This window comes from Methanothermobacter sp. DP (assembly GCF_026692625.1).
Lineage (GTDB): Archaea > Methanobacteriota > Methanobacteria > Methanobacteriales > Methanothermobacteraceae > Methanothermobacter > Methanothermobacter marburgensis.
This window is the reverse complement of the sequence record NZ_CP113501.1, coordinates 1,152,114-1,174,051: the sequence shown is the minus strand read 5'-3', so window position 1 is coordinate 1,174,051 and position 21,938 is coordinate 1,152,114. Positions and strand designations below refer to the sequence as shown.

Genomic DNA, 21,938 nt, shown 5'->3' with positions numbered 1-21,938 from the left:
ACCTTTTCGTTTAATGTGTAATGAGAAAATATATATTAATCATAATTTCAACTATATTAAAATATTCATTTCCGGTGTTCTACATGAAACTTGAGGATATACAGCTAGCCGCCCTTTTACATGATATAGGTAAATTTTATCAGAGAACATCTTCACCTCACAGTGAAAAATATGCGGGCCTCACCCCGTCTGATTTTGGACAAACAGGGGCACATGGTAAATGGTCGGCGACATTCGTAGCTGAAAATGGACTGGGGGAGGACATAGAGGACCTTGTACTCTACCACCACAACCCATCGAAATCAAAAAATCCAGAGTACGCGAGGATAATAAGGGATGCGGACCACCACTCGGCAAGTGAAAGGCACAAATCAGAATCAAAAAGGAGGGTTAATGAATACCCGCTCATATCGGTATTCTCACAGGTCAGCTTAGGGGATGAAAGGGAAACAGAAGATGAATACTACCTACCCCTCATGGAACTCAGACCCTCCAACCTCGACATGATAAAACCTGAGAGGTTCAGAAGGGCCGTGATGTCAGGCTGGAATCTTGAAGAGGAATACAGGCGCCTCTGGAACCTCTTCATGGAGGAGATAGCTGAACACGGGAAACTGGATATTAACACCATGTACCATTTACTTAAAAAATACACCTCGCTCATGCCATCAGCGGTCTACATGAGCGTACCCGACATCTCACTCTTTGACCACCTCAAAACCACCGCTGCACTGGCTGGCTGCCTCTACCTCCACAGAGAGGATGGTGGGAAAGGAAAACCGTACCTCATAGCATCAGGGGATATATCAGGTATCCAGAACTTCATAACAGGTGTGGCGTCACCTGAGGAGGCCCAGAAGGGTATGAGCAAGAGGCTGAGGGGAAGATCACTCTCAATAAGCCTGATCACAGATGCGGCTGCAAACCGGATAATCTCTGAAGCGGGCCTCTCCCAGGCAAACATACTGTTCTGTGGAGGCGGCCACTTCACACTGGTCCTCCCAAACACTGAAAGGATGAAGGGGATAATTGAAAAAGTTTCCCTTGAGGTTAACAGGAGGTTCATAGAGGCATTTAACGGGGAACTCTACCTTGCACTTGCGGTGAGGGAAACGGACCCTGAGGAACTCAGGGACTTCGGGGCTGTTCTTGATGACCTTGCAGCAGAGAACCTTAAAAATAAGAGGTCAAAGTTCAGGGGACTTCTTGATGAGTTCTTCAGGCTGGAATCTGAACTACCTCAGGGTACCTGCGCTGTATGTGCTCTTCCATCAGTTGCCACAATATGCAGCTCATGCAGATCCCATGAGGAACTCGGGGCCGGGATAGCCAATGCAGATTACATGATACGGGTCTATGGTACGGTGGATGCGGATTTCAGTGAAGCGGGAATATCCTACTTCTTTGAGAACTCCAGAGCAGTCATTTCAAGGGTAGATGAACTCGCATCCAAAAATCATAGAATCGATGTGCTCAGACTCAACAGCACCGACTTCCTTGAAATCAGGGATAGAATCCAGGCAGATAACGTGTCATTCGGGTTCAGCCTAATGGGTAACACGGTCCCGGCTGTCAGTGAGGGTTCGAGATTCAGGGCACTGGACTTCACAGAGATAGCATCCACAGCCAGGGGCGTAGATAAACTGGCAGCACTCAAGATGGACGTGGACAACCTCGGCAGGATATTCGCAGAGGGCCTCCCGGACAGGTCAGTATCAAGGATCTCAACCATGAGTTCATTCCTGGACATCTTCTTTCTTGGCTACATAAACCAGGTTGCATCCGAGTTCTCCTTCACAATGGATCCATGTGACAGCTGCAGGGGTAATCTCGTTGAGATAAAAAGTTCTCTCGGGACAATATACAGGGGGGGTCTATGTGAAAGATGCCAGGAAAACTCCATTCCATCAATTTATATAACCTACTCTGGAGGGGACGATGTACTGGTATTCGGGCCGTACGATGACATTGTTGAATTCGCAGGGAGACTCAGAAACGAATTCAGGGAGTGGACATGCTCCAATCCATCCATAGATGTTTCAGCCGGAATATTCATGGGAGGACATAAATTCCCTGCAGGAAAGGCAGCTGAAATTGCAGAGAGGCAGCTTAAAACATCAAAGGACCTGGGGAGGGGTAAAATATCCCTCTTTGGCGAGACGGTCCAGTGGGACACAGACAGGTTTAAGGGATTCAACGAACTCCTTGAATTTGGCCTGAAACTTGAAAAACTCCATGAAGACGGTAAATTATCCAAGAGCTTCATATACTCCCTCCTGAAACTGTGGGACTCCACATTCCATGAGGATATCAGGGATGATGAGAGCTGGCTGAGGTGCCAGGAGATAAGACTCTCCAGAAAGGACTATGTGCCCTACTATGTCTATAAACTCAGGAACATATCCGATGCGGAGCTCAGAAGGGAGCTCTTCAGGGAGGGCATCAATTTCATCCCATGGATCAGGATACCCGTTTCATGGGTCAGTTTAAGAACAAGAAGTGGTGATAGGCCATGAGTAATTCAATGAGCATTGAGGATGTTAAAAGGGATATAAATACACTTGAAAAACTCAGCGACCTTAATGTGAAAAAATACGCAGATACAGGGGGCTATGCGGATATAATAGCCCAGGCAAATAAAAATCTCAAGACCACACAGCTCAGAAAATTTTTCGGGGCTATAAGGAACATGGAGAAAAATGCCTCTTCCTGGGAGAATATAGAGGCTGACTTCTACCTGCTAAAGCCCCAGCTTGCAAACGCCCGTGGAAGGGACCTCATACCGAAGGGATTCTATGATATAATGATGAGTATCATGGACAAGGTTGACAGGGGCGATGATAAGGAAAAACTCGAAAACTTCAGGGTCTTTGTAAGTTTTCTCGAATCAATAGTGGCCTATCATAAATTTTACACATCATGAGGGTGTTTTAAATGAAATTCCAGAAAAATTATTTGATCTCCGGAGAAATCATCTGCAGTACCGGTCTCCATATCGGGGGCTCAAAGGACTCAATTGAAATTGGCGGCTCAGACAACGTCATAATAAGGGACCCGGTAACAAGACTTCCCTACATCCCAGGTTCATCAATCAAGGGAAAGATGAGGGCACTCCTTGAGCTTGCACTTGACAGGGTGACCAATGGGGGTCCATGCAAGTGTGGAAAATGCGAGGTCTGCAGGGTATTTGGAAGTGCCGCAGATAACATCAGCGTTTCAGGCCCCACAAGGATAATAGTAAGGGATTCCTTCCCAACAGAGGAAACCCTGAAAATGTGGGATGAAAGCAGTGATGTTGTTGAGGGGGCTGAACTTAAGTACGAGAACTCACTTGACAGGATAACCTCAAGGGCAAACCCCAGAAATCAGGAGCGGGTTCCAAGGGGCTCCAAATTCGAATTTGAGATAATAGTAAGCGAATATGAGGGAGACAGTGACAACCTTGGCGTAGTCCTTGAGGGACTCAGGCTCCTTGAGGATAGTTACCTCGGCGGTAGCGGAACCAGGGGTTACGGTAAGGTGGAGTTCAGGGATATAACAATCACAGAAAGACCCGCTGAATACTACCGTGGAGAGGCCGGTGAAAACACCCTGGGAAACTTTGAAGCCCTTGCAGATATCCAGCTTTCTGAAGAGTGAGTTAAATGCTCGTCTACCTGAAACCAGAATCCTCCCTTCCCGAGCTATCATCGGACACCATATTCGGCTCCATCATCCACAGTTTCAGCCAGCTGTATCCAGACGAGCTGGATGAAATAATGGGCCTCTTCACCTCGGACCCACCCTTCCTTGTATCATCCAGTTTCCCCTACATCGAGAATGATGAAAGGGTGCGGTTCTACCCTAAAATCATCACAGAACCAGAGAAGCGATACGATCCCCAGAAATTCAAGAAATACAAGAAGACATCCCACATCCAGGAGGAGATCTTCCTCTCATGGACATCAGGGGAAATCGGTGAGGCGGATATTGTTGGGTCAATCGATGATTACAGGGTCTACAGGGGCCTCCTCTTTGACAGCGAACTGGACCTGAAATTCGGTGAAGGGGAATTTGAGGAACCACACAATGTTGTAAACAGAATCGAGAGAAAAACAGAGAACATATACCACATAACGAGGGTGTTCTATGAGAACATGGGCAGGTTCTTTCTTGTGAAGTTCAGGGATGAATCATTCAGGCCATACCTTAAATCAGCCCTGAAATTTCTCTCTGACAGGGGTCTGGGGCCAGATGTCTCAACAGGGAAGGGACACTTCTCCTTTGAGATTGCTGAAAACAGACTCGAAGACAATGGAGGCGACAGGTTCCTGACCCTTTCAAGATTCATACCAACCCCTGATGAGGTCAAGGCACTGGGTGCTGATGCCTGGTTTGAACTCGGATCCAAAAGGGGTAGGGGCCCTGACGGTGAGATAAGAAGACAGGTCAGGTTCTTCAGGGAGGGCTCAACCTTCAGGGAAACAGGAAAGGAGTACTATGGGACCATAGTGAGGTCAGGGAAGTCTGCAGTGGAATATGGACTGGCATACAAGCTCTCACTGGGTGGTGGTTAATTGAAATGCACTCTTAGGGTCATAACACCGGTTCACATAGGGAATGGTCTAAAGTATGGTCCCCAGGAATTCTACACAGGAAAGGGTAAGTCCGGGGGCAGAGAACTTGAGATTTTCTCACGTGTCGATACCACGAAGCTTTACTCAAAACTTGATGAGAAAACACGGGATGAGTTCCTTCATAATCTCACAACGCCAGAATTCGACCTTAACGGATTCTTCAAGGGGTTTCCGGATGCTAAAAAGGCGGCAAGGGAATCTGTAAGATACAGGGGTGTCCTGAGGACAAAATCAGATCATATAAAAGAGGTCAGTGAACACATCAAAACCTCAGATGAACTCTACATACCTGGTTCATCAATAAAGGGGTCCATAAGAACAGCGCTACTCTATGGAAACCTCACAGACTCGGATCTTGATAGAATTTCTGATAGAATTTCTAGGGTTGCCCATAGAAGAAAACCTAATTTTCAGAACTTCATCAATGGATTCTTAGCAAGCGAACCCAGAGACGCTGCAAAGAAGAGCGCAATGAGGTTCCTGCACGTTACTGATACAAGCACGGTGAAAATTCCCTATCTGCATGAAATGAAAGTTCTAAATGTGAAAATTCTAAATGATGGAAGACGTTCAGTTGGTTATAAAAGTTTCCCTCTCTATATTGAATGCATACCCAAAGTAGAGCTGGAATTTGAGATCAAATTCACATACAATAGGATATACGATGACCTCGGCTTGGGGGATCTCAAGAAACTTTTAGATCCAGAAAAAATAAAGGAGTTCCTACACAGATTCAGCAAGGACTACATTGAACATGAAATAGAATTCGCGTCAAAATATAATATAGGCACCCTTAAGGAATTTTATGAAGAACTTCAAGAAAAAAACTCCTCTGAAAGTCCTCTTATTAGGATAGGATACGGCAGTGGATTCCTGGCAACCACAATTGCCCTGAGGTTCAAGGAGGAGGACCCATCAACCTATGACTCAATAAGGAAACTTGCAGGAAGAAGAACATATCCATACGAATTCCCAAAGACAAGGAAACTTATAAACGGCAGAATACCTCCAGGCTGGGTTAAGGTGATCTTCCATGAGTAACAGGATACTCTTCATGACAGTAGGTACCGGTGTAGGGGACTCTGAGGAGAGGGTGAGAAGTCTGGCACATGGACTTCTAAGTTCAATACACCACAACAGACCAGACAGGGTAATCTTCTTTGGGTCAGATAAGAGCAGGAAAACAGTCGAGTACATATCAGAGGAAGCGAAACGGGAGGGGAAGGTTCTACCGGAATATGAGTTCGTTGAGGTTAATGATATTGACCTCGTGGGTGAGTGGTTCACGAGCATCGATGAACAGATGAAGAGATACAGTGATGATGAAATAATCGTCGACTATACCTCTGGAACCAAGACGATGACATCAATAGCCTTCATAATGGCTGTCCTCTATGGGAAGGAACTTTCAGTGATATCCGGTTTCAGGGATAAAAACGGGACAGTACAGAGCGGCACAGAGACCGTGATAAAACAGAACGTGTACCAGATCTATGATAAACTCAGAATAAGAAGGTTCAGGGAACTCTTCAACCTTGGAAGGTTTAAAACAGCCCTTGATGTCCTCAATGAAGTTGTTCAGCATGAGAAAAAGGACGCCTACATCAAACTGACAGAGGCATATCTCCACTGGGACCTCTTTGACCATGAAAGGGCAATGGAGTACCTTAACAGTGAGGAGGTAAAGGAACTTGAGGAACTTGAGGATGTGGTGACGCGGAATAAAAATATACTGGGTCAGATTGTGAGTTCACGTAAGGGCAAGAGAAAATTCAGGTACAGACCATTTCTTCCGGATCTTTTTGCCAATTCTAAGCGCAGAGCCTCTGAGGGACGGTATGATGATGCTGCAGCCAGGCTCTACCGTGCACTTGAGCTGATAGCCCAGATAGTCATTGAGGAAGAGTATGGTGATGAAACCGACAGTCTGAACCCTGATAATTACAGTCTGAGCACAAGGTCGACACTTAAACTTGGCGCTGAAAAGCATGTGGCCCTTAAGAATGCCTACAGGTTACTTGAATGTGAGGGTTATGAGGTTGGGAAGACCTTTGGGGAGGATAAGGAGATAATGGATCTCCTTAAGATACGTAATTACTCCATACTGGCCCATGGACTTGATTCTGTTACAGAGGATGATTACCTGAGGTTTTATGAAAGGGTACTTGGCTATGCACGCATCATTGATGATAAGATAGACTCAAAGATAGAGGACGCCACTTTCCCTGAACTTTAATTATTTTTTGAGGGTTTTCATGTGGTCAGAAGGTGAATGAGGTTTATTTGCATGTTCAATCTTCTGGGGGTTGTCAGATGGAAGCCGAAACCGCCCTTGTAATTGGGTTCCTGATTGCCCTTATTTTGAACCCTATGTGGTTATTCCACCTCATCCTGCATTACCCTCCATAGTTCCTGATTGCCCTTATTTTGAACCCTATGGGCGCCCTTATACTGCTGGTGCTATTTATAATATGGTGTATCATTGATTAGCCATTATACCCTTTTAAATTGTTTAATAGCTGTCACTGATCCTGCAGATGGTTTAAGGAATCTGATGACTCATTGTAGATGCAAAATACCGGCTCCACACACCCTACAGGCATCCACCTGGATCCAGTGACGCATTGTAGATGCAAAATCTGATTTTTTCATTTTTGAGGGGTCTGACTGATCAGAATGGTGTGAAGCCTAACATTTTTAATTTTTTATTTGGATTTCACAGATCATTTTAAAAGAATCTAGAGGCATCAAACAGCTTTTTATTGTATATTATATCTTCTAGCTGTTCCCGTATCTCATTTAGTTATTTAGAGCTATTGGATTCACTGATTTATAATTATGAGATATTATAAGGCTTTATTAAGATTCTCACAATTGTTTATAGGTTTAACTATAAAAATTAGGCATTAAAGATTTTTATTCTAGCTATATCACACCATAAAATTTCAAATTATCATTTAAATACTTTATATATCTTTTATTTTCATTCAGAGCCTTTTCAGAGGTTCGTTTTTGACGGTTTTTTCACAAGTGTCTTATAGTAACTAAATGTTATTTTAAGCTTCTTTTGTAATTAAAAGACATTATATTTGATTTTTGAATTTTTATCTTGTTAAAATATTTTTTATGTTATTTTGGATTTATTTAACGCTTTATTTTTGAACTCAGATCCCTTACAGGAAGTCGTCTGTCAATATAAATGAACTGCATTATCGGGGATCGACAAATTTATAAGTCTGAGAGAAGAAATTTTAGAGTGATACATGCCAAATAGAGAAAAAATCCGCCCTGTTAAAATCAGACCAAAATGGGATTGAAATAAAACTTCAAGGTGCCCTATTTAGCCCTGGTCAGGGTTAAAATCAGACCAAAATGGGATTGAAATCTGTAGATGAGGTGTATGGGGAGCACCCCGTACACCCGTTAAAATCAGACCAAAATGGGATTGAAATCCTCCTTCTTCACCTCTGCGTATTCATCCTCTGAGAGTGTTAAAATCAGACCAAAATGGGATTGAAATACAGTTGGCGGCTAAATTTGATTAAATATTTATTGCTGTGTTAAAATCAGACCAAAATGGGATTGAAATTGTTAAACAAGTCGTTATCCCCACCCCCCAGTTCCTGTTAAAATCAGACCAAAATGGGATTGAAATCGGATCAGCCTCATAAGCATCATATCCCCGCGTTAGTTAAAATCAGACCAAAATGGGATTGAAATTCTTTCCAAATATTCTTTATTCTTATTCTTTCTTTGTTAAAATCAGACCAAAATGGGATTGAAATTGATAAACTGTAGGTTGTGTAAGTAGATATTGGGGATAGTTAAAATCAGACCAAAATGGGATTGAAATGCGTGGGTGAGGTGGAGGATTATCGTGGAGTTGAATGTTAAAATCAGACCAAAATGGGATTGAAATTGATAAAAAAGAGAAACAGTACATAGCAATAAAAAGTTAAAATCAGACCAAAATGGGATTGAAATCATGGTGAACCCGAAGGGAGTCCCTGAATCCGAGTTGGTTAAAATCAGACCAAAATGGGATTGAAATTTACAGTGGAAATGGATCTTATCAGTGATTATGAATGTTAAAATCAGACCAAAATGGGATTGAAATAAAAAATAGATACATCGTATCCCCGACTATAAAAAAGTTAAAATCAGACCAAAATGGGATTGAAATCTACTTTACCACAGGCCTCGCACACATAGTGCGGGTTGTGGTTGTTAAAATCAGACCAAAATGGGATTGAAATAATTGATATATTCGTCGGCGACAAGTGTAGTATATGTTAAAATCAGACCAAAATGGGATTGAAATAAGAGTATTCCTTCGGAGGCGTTGTGGCAGTTGATTTGTTAAAATCAGACCAAAATGGGATTGAAATCACTACAATATGCTGGGAAGGTTTTCATGAAGTATCGTTAAAATCAGACCAAAATGGGATTGAAATATTATAAGCGTCTAAAAGCTCGTAATCGGTTTTATGTTAAAATCAGACCAAAATGGGATTGAAATCAATTTTTTCGTGGTGTGTGGTGTGGATATTGTTGTTAAAATCAGACCAAAATGGGATTGAAATAAATATCTCTTCTTCCAGAGCCTCCGCAATGACCAGGTTAAAATCAGACCAAAATGGGATTGAAATTTTATTTCCTTTTTTTATTTATTTTTTATCTTTCTTTTCGTTAAAATCAGACCAAAATGGGATTGAAATGGGGGCACGGAATGAATCTGATAGAGAATAATAAAAGTTAAAATCAGACCAAAATGGGATTGAAATGTAAGAACATTGGAGGTAGATACATATGGTGTATGTGTTAAAATCAGACCAAAATGGGATTGAAATTCAACTGATCAACACTGTACCCTGCATTTTTTATATGTTAAAATCAGACCAAAATGGGATTGAAATGGGGGTGGAGTCTGTTGGGTTACACCGAGGAAACCACAAGTTAAAATCAGACCAAAATGGGATTGAAATTATCCTCAAGGTTGGCGAGGGCGGCTATTGTTGTGCTGAGTTAAAATCAGACCAAAATGGGATTGAAATCAACTCAGAGAGGACCTCATCCACATCCACACCAGGGTTAAAATCAGACCAAAATGGGATTGAAATGCGATACTTAGAAAGTATTGCAGATGATGTGATTAGGTTAAAATCAGACCAAAATGGGATTGAAATTAGTTATTATGCCGACATCTAATAATTGCCGGCTAAGTTAAAATCAGACCAAAATGGGATTGAAATATCTTCTAACTTCATTAAAGCATATTGTATTTTTCTCGTTAAAATCAGACCAAAATGGGATTGAAATAGGCTTACTCCGAGGGCATCACAGATCTCCTTATAGTTAAAATCAGACCAAAATGGGATTGAAATCGTTATCGCCAAAAACCGATTATAAGTATCCAAAAGGTTAAAATCAGACCAAAATGGGATTGAAATCATGAATAAATCAGAGCTAATCGAAGAGATATTAGACAGTTAAAATCAGACCAAAATGGGATTGAAATTCTTCATAATCTTCATCACAACTCGCTATATCAATAGTTAAAATCAGACCAAAATGGGATTGAAATGTTCAAGTCGCATCTGTATGTTCTCCAGCTCATTGTGTTAAAATCAGACCAAAATGGGATTGAAATTTATCTGGGTTCAGATGTGGATATAGCTGGCTTAGAGTTAAAATCAGACCAAAATGGGATTGAAATGATTCCAGGATCTCCTCGAACCGGCCCCTGTATTTCGTTAAAATCAGACCAAAATGGGATTGAAATTATTTTTATTTTTTATTGGTTTTGGGAATACTGTAGGTTAAAATCAGACCAAAATGGGATTGAAATGGTAATCCATCAACTCAGAATACGTGGTGTTAGCAAGTTAAAATCAGACCAAAATGGGATTGAAATTTTTTTTCTGTTTTTATATCTTTTTTTTTCATTTATCTCGTTAAAATCAGACCAAAATGGGATTGAAATGATATTGCTTCTCTTTTTTATCGAAACATATTAAGAGTTAAAATCAGACCAAAATGGGATTGAAATGGGCTCGAGGGGGACTATGTCCAGGGCTCGAGGGGGGTTAAAATCAGACCAAAATGGGATTGAAATAGTCTTATCACTGAGTACTTCTCGTATGATAATTTTGGTTAAAATCAGACCAAAATGGGATTGAAATCTTTAACCACCTTTTTTCTTTTGCCAACCAATTCCGTTAAAATCAGACCAAAATGGGATTGAAATAACGAGGTGATTAGGAATGAAGATAGAGATATATGAGTTAAAATCAGACCAAAATGGGATTGAAATATGTTTCATATCATGCAATGTCCTATCCACATCGATCGTTAAAATCAGACCAAAATGGGATTGAAATCTGTATTATTATATATTCGTCGCGGTATTCCGGTCTGGTTAAAATCAGACCAAAATGGGATTGAAATTAGTTTTGTATATCTTGTTATGTTATATGAAGTATAGTTAAAATCAGACCAAAATGGGATTGAAATTGATACGTATGCCACCATGTCAAGTCTCATATATAGTTAAAATCAGACCAAAATGGGATTGAAATTCATAAAATAGATCTCCCCCAATAGGGGGTCGAGGTGTTAAAATCAGACCAAAATGGGATTGAAATGTCTGGGTTGCGGATACATAATCCCATATCGTCCCAGTTAAAATCAGACCAAAATGGGATTGAAATATGTCAAGGTTCCCCACCTCCTGGAGAGCCTTGGTTAAAATCAGACCAAAATGGGATTGAAATATTACGCCGTTCTCCTCGCGATCGAAGCCGCTGAGTTAAAATCAGACCAAAATGGGATTGAAATCATCTATTTTGAATGTGTGGATTGGCTGTGGGAGGGTTAAAATCAGACCAAAATGGGATTGAAATTGTTAACAGGACAGGTGAACTCTCTGACTATGTTTCAGTGTTAAAATCAGACCAAAATGGGATTGAAATAGGGCCTATCAGGGTGACGTTGTCAATGTGGTCTGCCGTGTGTTAAAATCAGACCAAAATGGGATTGAAATGTTAAAAAATCATCATATTTATGAATAATGCTTTTGGTTAAAATCAGACCAAAATGGGATTGAAATAACTATGTTACATATAAGGATGATAAAGTATTGATCAGTTAAAATCAGACCAAAATGGGATTGAAATGGCTCCAACCCAAGTCTACGCTCCAATCATCCCCCTCGTTAAAATCAGACCAAAATGGGATTGAAATTATTATCGGGGGCCCGAACAATTTCCCCAACCCCTTCGTTAAAATCAGACCAAAATGGGATTGAAATTTTTTTTAATCCTCCTTCAACAATATTTTAGTATGTTGTTAAAATCAGACCAAAATGGGATTGAAATGTACATGTTAATGCAAAATATGTACATAAATATAGTTAAAATCAGACCAAAATGGGATTGAAATCATAAAAAATTTTTAGGTACAACTAAAACGCTTTCTAGTTAAAATCAGACCAAAATGGGATTGAAATAATGGATAATTTGACATATTTCGTTATATATAGCTATAACGAATAAAAAATGGGGGCTCATCCGGCCCCACACAGAAACCTTCCACCTACAGCGTCAACCCATGCCTCACCAATCACCATTTTGTAGGTGGAACTGGAGGGATTCCAGTCATACACCAGGACATGGTAGACAGGCCTCTTAATTCTAAGGCGGACAATCTTCCCCCTCGTATTAAAACCTGAGATGTACTTTGGGGGCTTCTTTATCAGTTTCGCCTTCAACTTTAACTTACTGTAATCCCCGGGAACGGATTTTTTAACAACCTTAATGGCCTTTGAGGGAGATATAAGGCCATAGGAAGATTCACTGAAGGCCACAGACCCGACAAAAACAATCGCCACAATTAAAGCAGCGATGGTAACTCTTCTCACAGAAACACCTCCCATAATCATCAACTATCAATTGATTTTATAATCAACATTTCATTACAGCCGGTCTCCTCATGATATGGGACGCGCTGGATAAATATTTCATGATCAGCAAATTCCTCCATTATCCCCTGAAGGTATATGGACCTCCTTCTCCTGTGAATGTTGGTAACCGGAAATATTCTCACCTCTCTTCCCACCCTCAGCATCTCACGCACAGCCTCAACATGGAACCTGTAACTCAGTTTCTCCTCATAGAGGAAGAGAAGATTTGCAGAGAGGACAAGATCAAACTGCAGGGCACTGAATGGTAGATGTGGCAGCTCCCCGGCAATGTAACCTGCAGGGTATTTCCTGTAGTCACTCAGGAACTCCCTGAACACGGCCCTCCTGTAATCTTCAAGTGGCACGCCCTTAACCTTAATTCCACTGAGGAAATCACCATGAAATTTTCTGTGCCTCTTGAAACTCTCTTCTGCCAGGGCTTCGAGTTCATCTGGTTTTCTACTGTAGATCGGGTCAACTGCAGTTACATCAAAACCCCTTCCCTTCATTTCGCTCCTGAAGGAACTCACACCTCCGGCACAGTCAAGTATCCTCTTCCCTTCAAGTTCATCACACTTAAGGTTGAACATGTCGGTGTACTCTGAGAGCCCCCTTCCAAGGAGAAGTACAGATTTCATAAATATGTGTTCACTTTTATTATATAAGTATTCATGCAAAATCGTCGGATTTTGACGTGGCCATATATATCGTGACATCAAAATACGAGCTTTTCGCCAATTTTTCTTCAGTTACGCCTTGAAGCCATACTTTAAGGATTTTCATGTAATACTGAAATCATTTAGAACATTATAAATACAATGGCTTACATAAGAGAGTTTGTGTAAAAAAAAATAAAGGGGGGTGAAAAATGAGAAAATTTACACTGACACTATCAATTCTTCTTCTAATGGTTGCAGTTGGAACTGCAAGCGCTGCAGACACTGACAACCAGACCGACTCGAATTCAGTTATCACCGGTACGGTGACATACTGTAACAGTACCGAACCATTTGAGGGTGCAGTTATAAATGTGGCGTCCATGAATGGTTCTAATCTTGCTTCAGGTGTAACAGGTCCTGATGGGAGATACTCTGTCAGTCTTCAGTCACCTGATAGGACATTTGTGGTATCAGCGGTTGCTCCCGGGCATGTGATACCATCAAAGACTGTGACCCTTGATGAATCAGGTAGGGCCACAGCTGACTTCAGACTCGGTACACTGCAGCTGACCAAGGGTTCATGGGATACCCTTGGACTTGACCACAACAATGTGAATGTTGGGCCAAACCAGTACCTGATCCAGATCAGGGTTAAGAACAATGCACTAACAACCGCAAACAATGTGACAGCAAATTTAACCTTCGTTGCACCAACCAGTCCATACATCTACCTTGCGACAAATGAGACCCCAAACAAATATCTTGGGGACATAGCTCCAGGTGCCACTGTGGATGTATTCTACCTCGTGGAGGTTTCGAGAAATACCGCCGCGTATCTACAATCAAGAGGCTACACAGTAACGGTTGGGGGCACCAACACTGGGTCAGCAGACACGATAAGTGGCACACTATACGTTGAGAAACTTGTATCACAGAACCGTAACGATTTGGTCTCCATAACCGTGAGCAATCCCACACCAGCCATAGGGGATGTGATCGCTGTTACCGTTGTATCAACGACGGCTTCAGCCAACTATGATGTCGTTAACCTTCCACTTACAAACTACAACCCTGCTATTCTTCAGCCGCTGAATGTAACGATAACATATGGGCCCAACACCAGCAACAATGTGCGCCTTGACTCACCAGGTCAGACTAACTTTGTGTCAGTCTGGCTCTTCAACGTGACCGGCGCTGGCGTAACAAGACTCTTTGGCCTTATAACAGACAGGAGCGGTTCAAGTTACCACTACAACTCAGACTTTGGTGAGAACATAACCATAAAGGCTGTTGAGAAGGCAGACCTTGCCATAGCAAAGGCTGTTGACAATGCAGCACCCAACATTGGGGAAACGGTTAATTTCACGCTGACGGTTGTAAATTACGGACCCAACAATGGTACAGGGGTTTATGTGGTTGACAAACTTCCAGCGGGGCTCCAGTTCGTATCAGTGACGGCATCCAAGGGGACCTACGATAATAACACCGGCATATGGACCATAGGAAACCTCAGCTACTTTGAAACGGTGACACTCAATATCACAGCCATGGTTGAAGCAACGGGAACCCTAATTAACAATGCCAACGTGACTGGTGATGTGTTTGACCCCAACATGGCAAACAACTATGCATCAGTAACACTGAATTCTCCACCAGCATCAGACCTCACCATAGACAAGTCCGTGAGCAATTCTGAACCCCATGTGGGTGAGACAATCCAGTACACGATCACAGTGAGCAACAGGGGCCCTGATAATGCACCGGGAGTTGTGGTGGAGGAGATTCTACCCGCTGGTCTCATACTGATCAGTGCAACACCATCCAAGGGCGTCTATACCATGGGAACATGGTACTTGGGGACACTCAACTACCTTGAGGTGGCAACACTCACCATACTCGCGAAGGTCAACGCTACAGGCATCTTAACAAACTTTGCAAATGTAACATCACCGAACTTTGACCCGAACCCTGACAACAACAACGTGACACGGGATGTGCGTGGAATTCCCGTGGCGGATCTCCGCATCATAAAGAACGTGGATAACCCAAGGCCCAACTTTGGATCCAATGTGACCTTCATAGTTGCAGTCACAAATCTGGGTCCAAGCACGGCTACGGGAGTCAATGTGACTGATATACTGTCACCGGGACTCGTCTACCTCACCCACACGGTTACACAGGGTTCATATAACCCATTAACAGGGGTATGGACCATAGGAACACTGAACTATGCCGCATCAGCCCTGATGAACCTCACGGTCTTTGTTAACACTACGGGAGATTCAAATAACACGGTATCAGTGACCGGTAATGAATACGACCCGGACAGGACCAACAATAATGCCATATCAGTCCTTAATGCGGTATCAGCCGACCTCAGCATCCAGAAGACCGTCGACAGACCCGTTATAAACAACGGGGAAACAGCAACCTTCACAGTAACCGTGAGGAACGCAGGACCCGATACGCCATCAAATGTGGTTGTAACGGATCTTCTCCCGGCAGGTTTATCCATCATATCATACACGGTTACCCAGGGAACCTTCAGTGAGGCAACCCGTACATGGAATGTGGGATCACTTCCAGCCCTATTCCAGGCAACACTCACACTCTTTGTGAGGGCAACCCAGGCAGGATTCCAGACAAACATAGTCAATGTATCATCAGAACTGCCCGACCCAATGCCACAGGACAACGTTGATGCAGTGACAGTCGATGTGAGGCCATCAGCGGATGTTAAGATAACCAAAACCGTGAGTGATACCACACCGGACTTTGGCGAAACTATTGTGTTCTACATCACGGTAACGAACCTCGGACCAGACACCGCCACAGTTGTGAGGACAGTTGATGGACTGCCAGCAGGCCTTATCTACCAGTCCCATGTGGCATCTGCAGGGGTTTACTTCCCAGAGTTCTATGTCTGGACTGTTGATTCACTTGCACCTGGCGCCTCAGAGACACTCAACCTGACGGCCCTTGTTGACGCAACAGGCGAACTCATAAACACAGTCTCAGTAACAGCAACAGAATATGATCCTGACATGACCAACAACTACGCAGCAGCTGTAATTAACGGACGTCCACTTGCAGACATCGCGGTTCAGAAGACGGTCCTTTTAACACCTATCAACAATGGGCAGCGCACCAACTTCACTGTTACCGTTACAAATAACGGACCAAACGATGCAACAGGGGTTGCAGTAACTGATATACTACCGGCAGCACTCACAATCCTGAGTTCAGAAGCATCACAGGGAACCTTCGCTGGTGGCGTATGGACCGTGGGCAACCTCGCAAATGGCTCATCAGCAACCCTAGTACTTGAGGTACTTGCAAATGCTGCTGGTATCTTCACCAACTATGTGAATGCATCAGCCGACGACCAGTACGATCCAGATATTTCAAACAACAATGCCACAGCTGTACTCACTGTGAAACCATCTGCGGATGTTGCGGTCACTAAGACGGTTAGTAATAGCACACCGAATTTCGGTGATCTGATAACCTTCTATGTGACTGTCATGAACAATGGACCTGATAATGCAACAGGAATCACTTTAACAGAGAGCCTACCTGCAGGACTTGTCTACGTGTCTCATGCGATATCACAGGGAGTATGCTACCCACTTGCATGCATATGGATAGTTGGGGATCTTCTGCCTGGTTCATCAGCGACTCTGAACTTCACTGTTCTTGTGAATAGGACTGGTGATGTTATAAACAGGGTTATTGCTGTGGGTGAAGAGTTTGATCCTTACCCTGAGAACAATACTGCTGAGGTTACGGTTAGGGTACCTGCGGCTGCTTATCTGGTGATTGATAAGGTGGTCAATGCGACTGTTGCTAACTTCACTGATACTGTGAGGTTCACGGTTTCAGTGAGGAATGATGGTCCTGATACTGCGGCTGGTGTTGTTGTTACGGATCTGCTTCCAGTGGGTCTTGTGTATCTGAGCCATGTTGCTAGTCAGGGTACTTATGACAGTGTGACTGGTGCCTGGATTGTGGGTTCAGTGGTTAAGGATGCTGTTGCAACGCTTGAAGTTGTTGCGAGGGTTGCTGTTAGTAACACCACTCTGGTTAACATTGCGGATGTAGTGGCGGATACCTACAACCCGAATCCGGATACAAGTGCCAATGCCACTGTAACTGTTAACCCAAGGGCAGAGCTCACCATTAACAAGACAGTGGATAGAAGGGCTGTGCGCGTTGGTCAGAACGTAAGGTTCACCATAACAGTAACCAACAATGGACCCGACACAGCACTCAACACAATGGTTACCGACAAGCTGCCAGATGCCATGAGGTACATATCCTCCAACGCCACCATGGGGTCATACAACCCTGCAAGTGGTGTCTGGATGGTAGGCGACCTCCCAGCAGGCTCAAGCGCAGTCCTCGACATCGTGGTCCAGCTCATAAGGCGCGGCACATTCGTGAACGTTGCAACCGTGAGCTCAGGTTCAAGCGGGGGCAACAACACCACAGATGTCGAGATCGATGTTGAACCATCACCAGGTCCAGGCCCATCTCCGGGACCATCACCAGGACCTAGACCTGTACCGATGAAGCCAACAGGAGCACCTTTAACTGCACTTGTTGCAGGAATGCTTCTTGTGGCAGCAGGTTCAGCGATATCCAGGAGAAAATAAACCCTTTCCTTTTATTTTTTTATTTATTCAAGTGATTGCTATTCTTAAGCGCATAAATTATGTTATGAAGCACGACTCTTCCCTCTTCTAAGCTCCATATCCGTCCACATGAAGTACAATTACAATAACTGTCAAAACTATCAAAATTGGGGCATCAAGCACAATTGAGAGGGCCTCGACCGGTATTCTAACGAATAAAGATGGAAACTAGCCTAGGATATTGAATATGTTAGTCCCCAGTACCGTGCCCAGTGAGAGGCTGCACATATGCTTCCTTGCGGAGTTAACGGCGACAACAAGTTCAGCAAGGCTTGTCCCGATGGCAAGGGCAAAAAGGCCGACTATCATCTCAGGAATATGGAGAACAACGGCAATTTCAACTGCGCTGTAAATCAGTACCCTGCAGAACACCACAAGGCGGCGAAACTTAAAACTGCAGTTACAATGGTCTTCCATCCAGCATCACCACCTCTATGAGGTGGCTCGTGTAATATTTCCTCTGCTTCTTTATAAGAATTAAAAGGTAAACACCTAGATGCTGAGGAGAACGGCACTGTAAGCGGGCCGAGGGGGTCCCATGGGCATGAAAGATGAAAGTATCAGGATGCTGAGAAGCCCGAATAGTCCATCCCTCTGGATCTCATCCCTGTTTGTTGTAACAGCACAGGAGAGAATGGCAGATATTCCTATGATACCTGCAATGTTCCATATGTTTGAACCTATCACCACGCCCACACCGAGTTCAGGGCTACCTGTAAGGACAGAGATCATGGCGGACTCGAATTCCGGGAGAGATGTCCCTGTAGCTACAAACTCCAAGTATTATCTGGGATATTCCAAGTGCCCTCCCGATATTACGATCCTGTCCACAAAGATGTCCGCTGATCTTATAACACCGATCAGTGAGGCGCAGAAGATTAATATTAGGATGATGGATGTCATGATTAATCCCCGTGCTTAATAAATCCACTGCCAGTTATATATATGGATCATGATAAATAGACCTTAACTGTAATTTGGTGGTAGCCTATGAAGAATCTTTCAAGGGAACTGGTTTCAAGGATACATGAGATATCACGTCCTGTTAAGATAATGCACGTCTGCGGTTCACATGAACACACTATAATGCAGCATGGAGTAAGATCACTACTCCCGGATGAGGTTGAGGTGGTGGCCGGGCCGGGGTGCCCTGTCTGCTGCGTACCTGCCCGGGAGATAGACGAGTGCATCGAACTTGCAAGGCAGGGCGTTACAATCACAACATTCGGTGACATGCTCCGCGTCCCTGGTTCGGAGGGGTCGCTTGCTGATGCCAGGGCCGAGGGCGCCGATGTCAGAATAGTCTACGGAGTGGGAAATGCCGTGGATATAGCAAGAAAACTTGACAGGGAGGTGGTCTTCATGGCAGCAGGCTTTGAGACCACCGCACCAACAACAGCATCGGAGATACTATCAGGCCCACCAGAGAACTTTTCAGTCCTATCCTGCCACAGGCTGATACCTCCGGCACTCAAATTCCTCATAGAATCAGGTGAGGTTAACCTCAATGCCCTCATAGAGCCGGGCCATGTATCAACCATAATCGGCATGAAACCCTATGAGCCCTTCTCAAGGGACTACGGAATACCGCAGGTCATAGCAGGATTTAACCCCCTTGACATACTAATGGCAGTGTACATGATACTCCGGCAGATCGAAAGGGGCGAGGCAAAGGTTGAGAATGAATATAAGAGGGCAGTGAAACCTGAGGGTAACATAAAGGCCCAGGAGGCGATGGATGAGGTTTTCCGCATAACTGAGAGGGAGTGGAGGGGATTCCCGGTCATACCTGAATCTGTATATGAGATCAGGGATGAATTTTCAGAGTTCAATGCAAGGGAAAAATTCGATATTGATGTTGCTGACGCCGTTGAGGTGCCAACTGGCTGCATATGCGGCGCAATACTGAGGGGTGTTGCAAGGCCAGAGGAATGCTCACTCTTTAAGACCCAGTGCACACCCACGAACCCTGTGGGGGCCTGTATGGTTTCAAGGGAGGGAACCTGCAACATAGCCTACCGCTACAGTTCATTCAGGGTGCAGTGATGAGGGCCATTGCAGTTGACATAGATGGCACAATAACCGACAGCTCCAGAAAACTGTGCATCAGTGCTCTCAGGGCCCTCAGGGGCGCTGAAAGAAAAGGAATCCCTGTCATAATCGTGACAGGGAATGTCCTGTGCTTTGCAATGGCAACATCCGTCCTTATAGGGACAAGTGGTGGTGTTGTGGCTGAAAATGGTGGCGTGATATACTCTAATGGGGATATAAGGGTCCTGGGTGACATCGAAAAGGCAGAAACCGCCTACAATCACCTTAGAGAGATTTACCCTGTTAGTAAGGTCCAGTTCTCTGATCTCAGGTTATCTGAGGTTGCAATCACCAGGGACATCCCTGTTCAGGCCATCAGGGAGGCCCTTGAGGGATTTGATGTGGAGGTCTATGACACGGGCTTTGCAGTGCACCTTACAGACCCCAAGGTAAATAAGGGCTCTTCCCTGAAACTTGTGGCAGAGTCTATGGGGATTGAAATGTCTGATGTCATGGCAATAGGGGACAGTGAGAACGATATTGAATTCCTTGAAAGAGCGGGCCTCAGTGTGGCCGTTGCCAATGCAGCCCCTGAGCTCAGGGAAATGGCAGATTATGTGACTGCAGGGAAATATGGTGATGGAGTTAGGGAGGCTATCCATAAATTTGCCGGGGTGGATATCTGATGTTTGATTTCGCTGAAAAGGCCCTAAAGCTGGCCTTAAGGAACTCTGAGATGGCTGAGGTCTACATTGAAAGGGAACATGCAGTTGAGGTGCAGGTTCAGAGGGACATCATAGACTTTGGTAAGATAGAATCCATGACAGGTGTCGGTATAAGGGTACTTAAGGGGGGTAGGATGGGCTTTGCATACACTTCAGATCCATCGAATCTCCAGCGAGCCGTTAAAATGGCCACAGAGAATCTCAGGCTTGCCGATCCAGATGAAAATTTTGGGTTCTCAGAGCCGGCCAGCTACCCCACCGTGAAGGATATCTTTGACGCATCATTCCTGGAACTGGACGTTGGGGAATCTGCCAGCATCGCAGAGGTCATGGTTGATAAAACACTTGATGAGGGCTGCAGACCAACAAGCGGAGGGTTTTCAGCATCCATGGTTGAAACATTCATCCTGAACTCGGAGGGTGTTGAGGCTTCATCAAGGTCAACAGGATTCTCAGCATACATATCGGTGAATGCCGAGAAAAATGGGTCCAGGACAACAGCATATGAGTCTGATTCATCATGCAGCATGGACATAGACCCTGAATGGATAGCTGGAAGAGCTTGCAGGATAGCGAGGGATTCCCTTGGCGGTGAAAATGTTGAGAGCGGAAGGATGTCAGCTGTACTGGATTACCATGCAGCTGCAGGGTTGCTCGGCACATTTGCCTCGGCATTCAGTGCAGATAACGTTCAGAGGGGGAGATCCATCCTGGCTGATAGGATCGGCACTGAAATAACATCCTCTGAACTGAGCATATACGATGATGGTACACTGAGGGGTGGTCTTGGCTCATCACCCTTTGATGGGGAGGGCACGCCATCCCAGAGAACACTCCTTGTTGCTGATGGAGTCCTTGAGGGTTACATACATAACATCTACACCGCATCTAAGGGGGCATGTGAGAGTACAGGTAACGGGCTTCGAAGCTACTCTGACATACCCCTGGTTTCAACCACAAACTTCGTCCTTGAATTTGGGGATGAGGTTCCAGTTGATGATTTCAGCGGGATATACGTGACTGATGTGCTGGGTGCCCACACAGCAAACCCCATCTCAGGTGACTTCTCGGTTGAGGCCAACAACGCCTTCCTTGTGAATGGTGGCGAATTCACGCCAGTGAAGAAGGCAATGCTCTCTGGTAACATATTCGAGCTCATGAAGACCGTCTCATCCACAGACCTTGAGAGAAGGCAGATTGGAGACTTTGTAACAGCACCCCTCATTGTTGAGGGAATCCATGTAACAGGTTAA

At 44.2% G+C, this 21,938-nt stretch carries 14 protein-coding genes and 1 CRISPR repeat array; of the genes, 10 read left to right on the top strand and 4 right to left on the bottom strand.

Annotated features, from left to right (window positions below):
• Nucleotides 1–83: 83 nt before the first annotated feature.
• The 6 genes from cas10 to OXN82_RS06245 are packed head-to-tail and all read left to right on the top strand — an operon-like array spanning nucleotide 84 to nucleotide 6,852.
• Entirely contained in the window at nucleotides 84–2,516 is a 2,433-nt protein-coding gene (gene cas10 / locus OXN82_RS06270) for a type III-A CRISPR-associated protein Cas10/Csm1 (RefSeq protein WP_321211056.1), read from the top strand.
• Nucleotides 2,513–2,923: a type III-A CRISPR-associated protein Csm2 gene (csm2, locus tag OXN82_RS06265; RefSeq protein WP_321211055.1), complete on the top strand. Its 411-nt coding sequence runs from the start codon at nucleotides 2,513–2,515 to the stop codon at nucleotides 2,921–2,923. The genes cas10 and csm2 overlap by 4 nt, the downstream gene beginning before the upstream one ends.
• Before the next feature lie 11 nt (nucleotides 2,924–2,934).
• On the top strand, nucleotides 2,935–3,639 hold the full coding sequence (gene csm3 / locus OXN82_RS06260) for a type III-A CRISPR-associated RAMP protein Csm3 (protein ID WP_321211054.1): 705 nt from the start codon (nucleotides 2,935–2,937) through the stop codon (nucleotides 3,637–3,639).
• 5 nt (nucleotides 3,640–3,644) lie between these two features.
• Nucleotides 3,645–4,556, top strand: coding sequence for a type III-A CRISPR-associated RAMP protein Csm4 (gene csm4, locus OXN82_RS06255; RefSeq protein ID WP_321211053.1), 912 nt, complete (start codon nucleotides 3,645–3,647; stop codon nucleotides 4,554–4,556).
• Nucleotides 4,557–5,657: a type III-A CRISPR-associated RAMP protein Csm5 gene (csm5, locus tag OXN82_RS06250; protein WP_321211052.1), complete on the top strand. Its 1,101-nt coding sequence runs from the start codon at nucleotides 4,557–4,559 to the stop codon at nucleotides 5,655–5,657.
• Nucleotides 5,650–6,852: a TIGR02710 family CRISPR-associated CARF protein gene (locus OXN82_RS06245; RefSeq protein ID WP_321211051.1), complete on the top strand. Its 1,203-nt coding sequence runs from the start codon at nucleotides 5,650–5,652 to the stop codon at nucleotides 6,850–6,852. The genes csm5 and OXN82_RS06245 overlap by 8 nt, the downstream gene beginning before the upstream one ends.
• 1,054 nt (nucleotides 6,853–7,906) lie before the next feature.
• Nucleotides 7,907–12,123: a CRISPR direct-repeat array (repeat unit 30 nt; unit sequence GTTAAAATCAGACCAAAATGGGATTGAAAT).
• A gap of 57 nt (nucleotides 12,124–12,180) precedes the next feature.
• Here OXN82_RS06245 and OXN82_RS06240 read toward each other — a convergent pair.
• Both OXN82_RS06240 and OXN82_RS06235 read right to left on the bottom strand, forming a co-directional pair.
• Nucleotides 12,181–12,534: a hypothetical protein gene (locus OXN82_RS06240; protein WP_321211050.1), complete on the bottom strand. Its 354-nt coding sequence runs from the start codon at nucleotides 12,532–12,534 to the stop codon at nucleotides 12,181–12,183.
• Nucleotides 12,535–12,554: 20 nt separating this feature from the next.
• Complete coding sequence (locus OXN82_RS06235; protein ID WP_321211049.1) at nucleotides 12,555–13,214, bottom strand: hypothetical protein; 660 nt, start codon at nucleotides 13,212–13,214, stop codon at nucleotides 12,555–12,557.
• 230 nt (nucleotides 13,215–13,444) lie between these two features.
• Here OXN82_RS06235 and OXN82_RS06230 point away from each other — a divergent pair, with 230 nt between their 5' ends.
• Nucleotides 13,445–17,890: a DUF11 domain-containing protein gene (locus OXN82_RS06230; protein WP_321211048.1), complete on the top strand. Its 4,446-nt coding sequence runs from the start codon at nucleotides 13,445–13,447 to the stop codon at nucleotides 17,888–17,890.
• Nucleotides 17,891–18,097: 207 nt separating this feature from the next.
• Here OXN82_RS06230 and OXN82_RS06225 read toward each other — a convergent pair whose 3' ends face one another.
• Nucleotides 18,098–18,346, bottom strand: a complete 249-nt coding sequence (locus OXN82_RS06225) for a hypothetical protein (RefSeq protein WP_321211047.1) — start codon at nucleotides 18,344–18,346, stop codon at nucleotides 18,098–18,100.
• Nucleotides 18,347–18,421: 75 nt separating this feature from the next.
• Nucleotides 18,422–18,709: a hypothetical protein gene (locus OXN82_RS06220; protein ID WP_321211046.1), complete on the bottom strand. Its 288-nt coding sequence runs from the start codon at nucleotides 18,707–18,709 to the stop codon at nucleotides 18,422–18,424.
• Between the two features lie 210 nt (nucleotides 18,710–18,919).
• Between OXN82_RS06220 and hypD the strand changes: the two genes are divergently transcribed.
• From hypD to OXN82_RS06205, 3 genes are read left to right on the top strand one after another with little or no spacing between them, the layout of a single operon-like run.
• Nucleotides 18,920–19,975 carry a hydrogenase formation protein HypD gene (gene hypD / locus OXN82_RS06215; RefSeq protein ID WP_321211045.1) on the top strand — a complete coding sequence of 352 codons (1,056 nt, stop codon included), beginning with the start codon at nucleotides 18,920–18,922 and terminating at the stop codon, nucleotides 19,973–19,975.
• Nucleotides 19,975–20,646, top strand: coding sequence for a phosphoglycolate phosphatase (locus OXN82_RS06210; RefSeq protein WP_321211044.1), 672 nt, complete (start codon nucleotides 19,975–19,977; stop codon nucleotides 20,644–20,646). The genes hypD and OXN82_RS06210 overlap by 1 nt, the downstream gene beginning before the upstream one ends.
• Entirely contained in the window at nucleotides 20,646–21,938 is a 1,293-nt protein-coding gene (locus OXN82_RS06205; RefSeq protein ID WP_321211043.1) for a TldD/PmbA family protein, read from the top strand. The genes OXN82_RS06210 and OXN82_RS06205 overlap by 1 nt, the downstream gene beginning before the upstream one ends.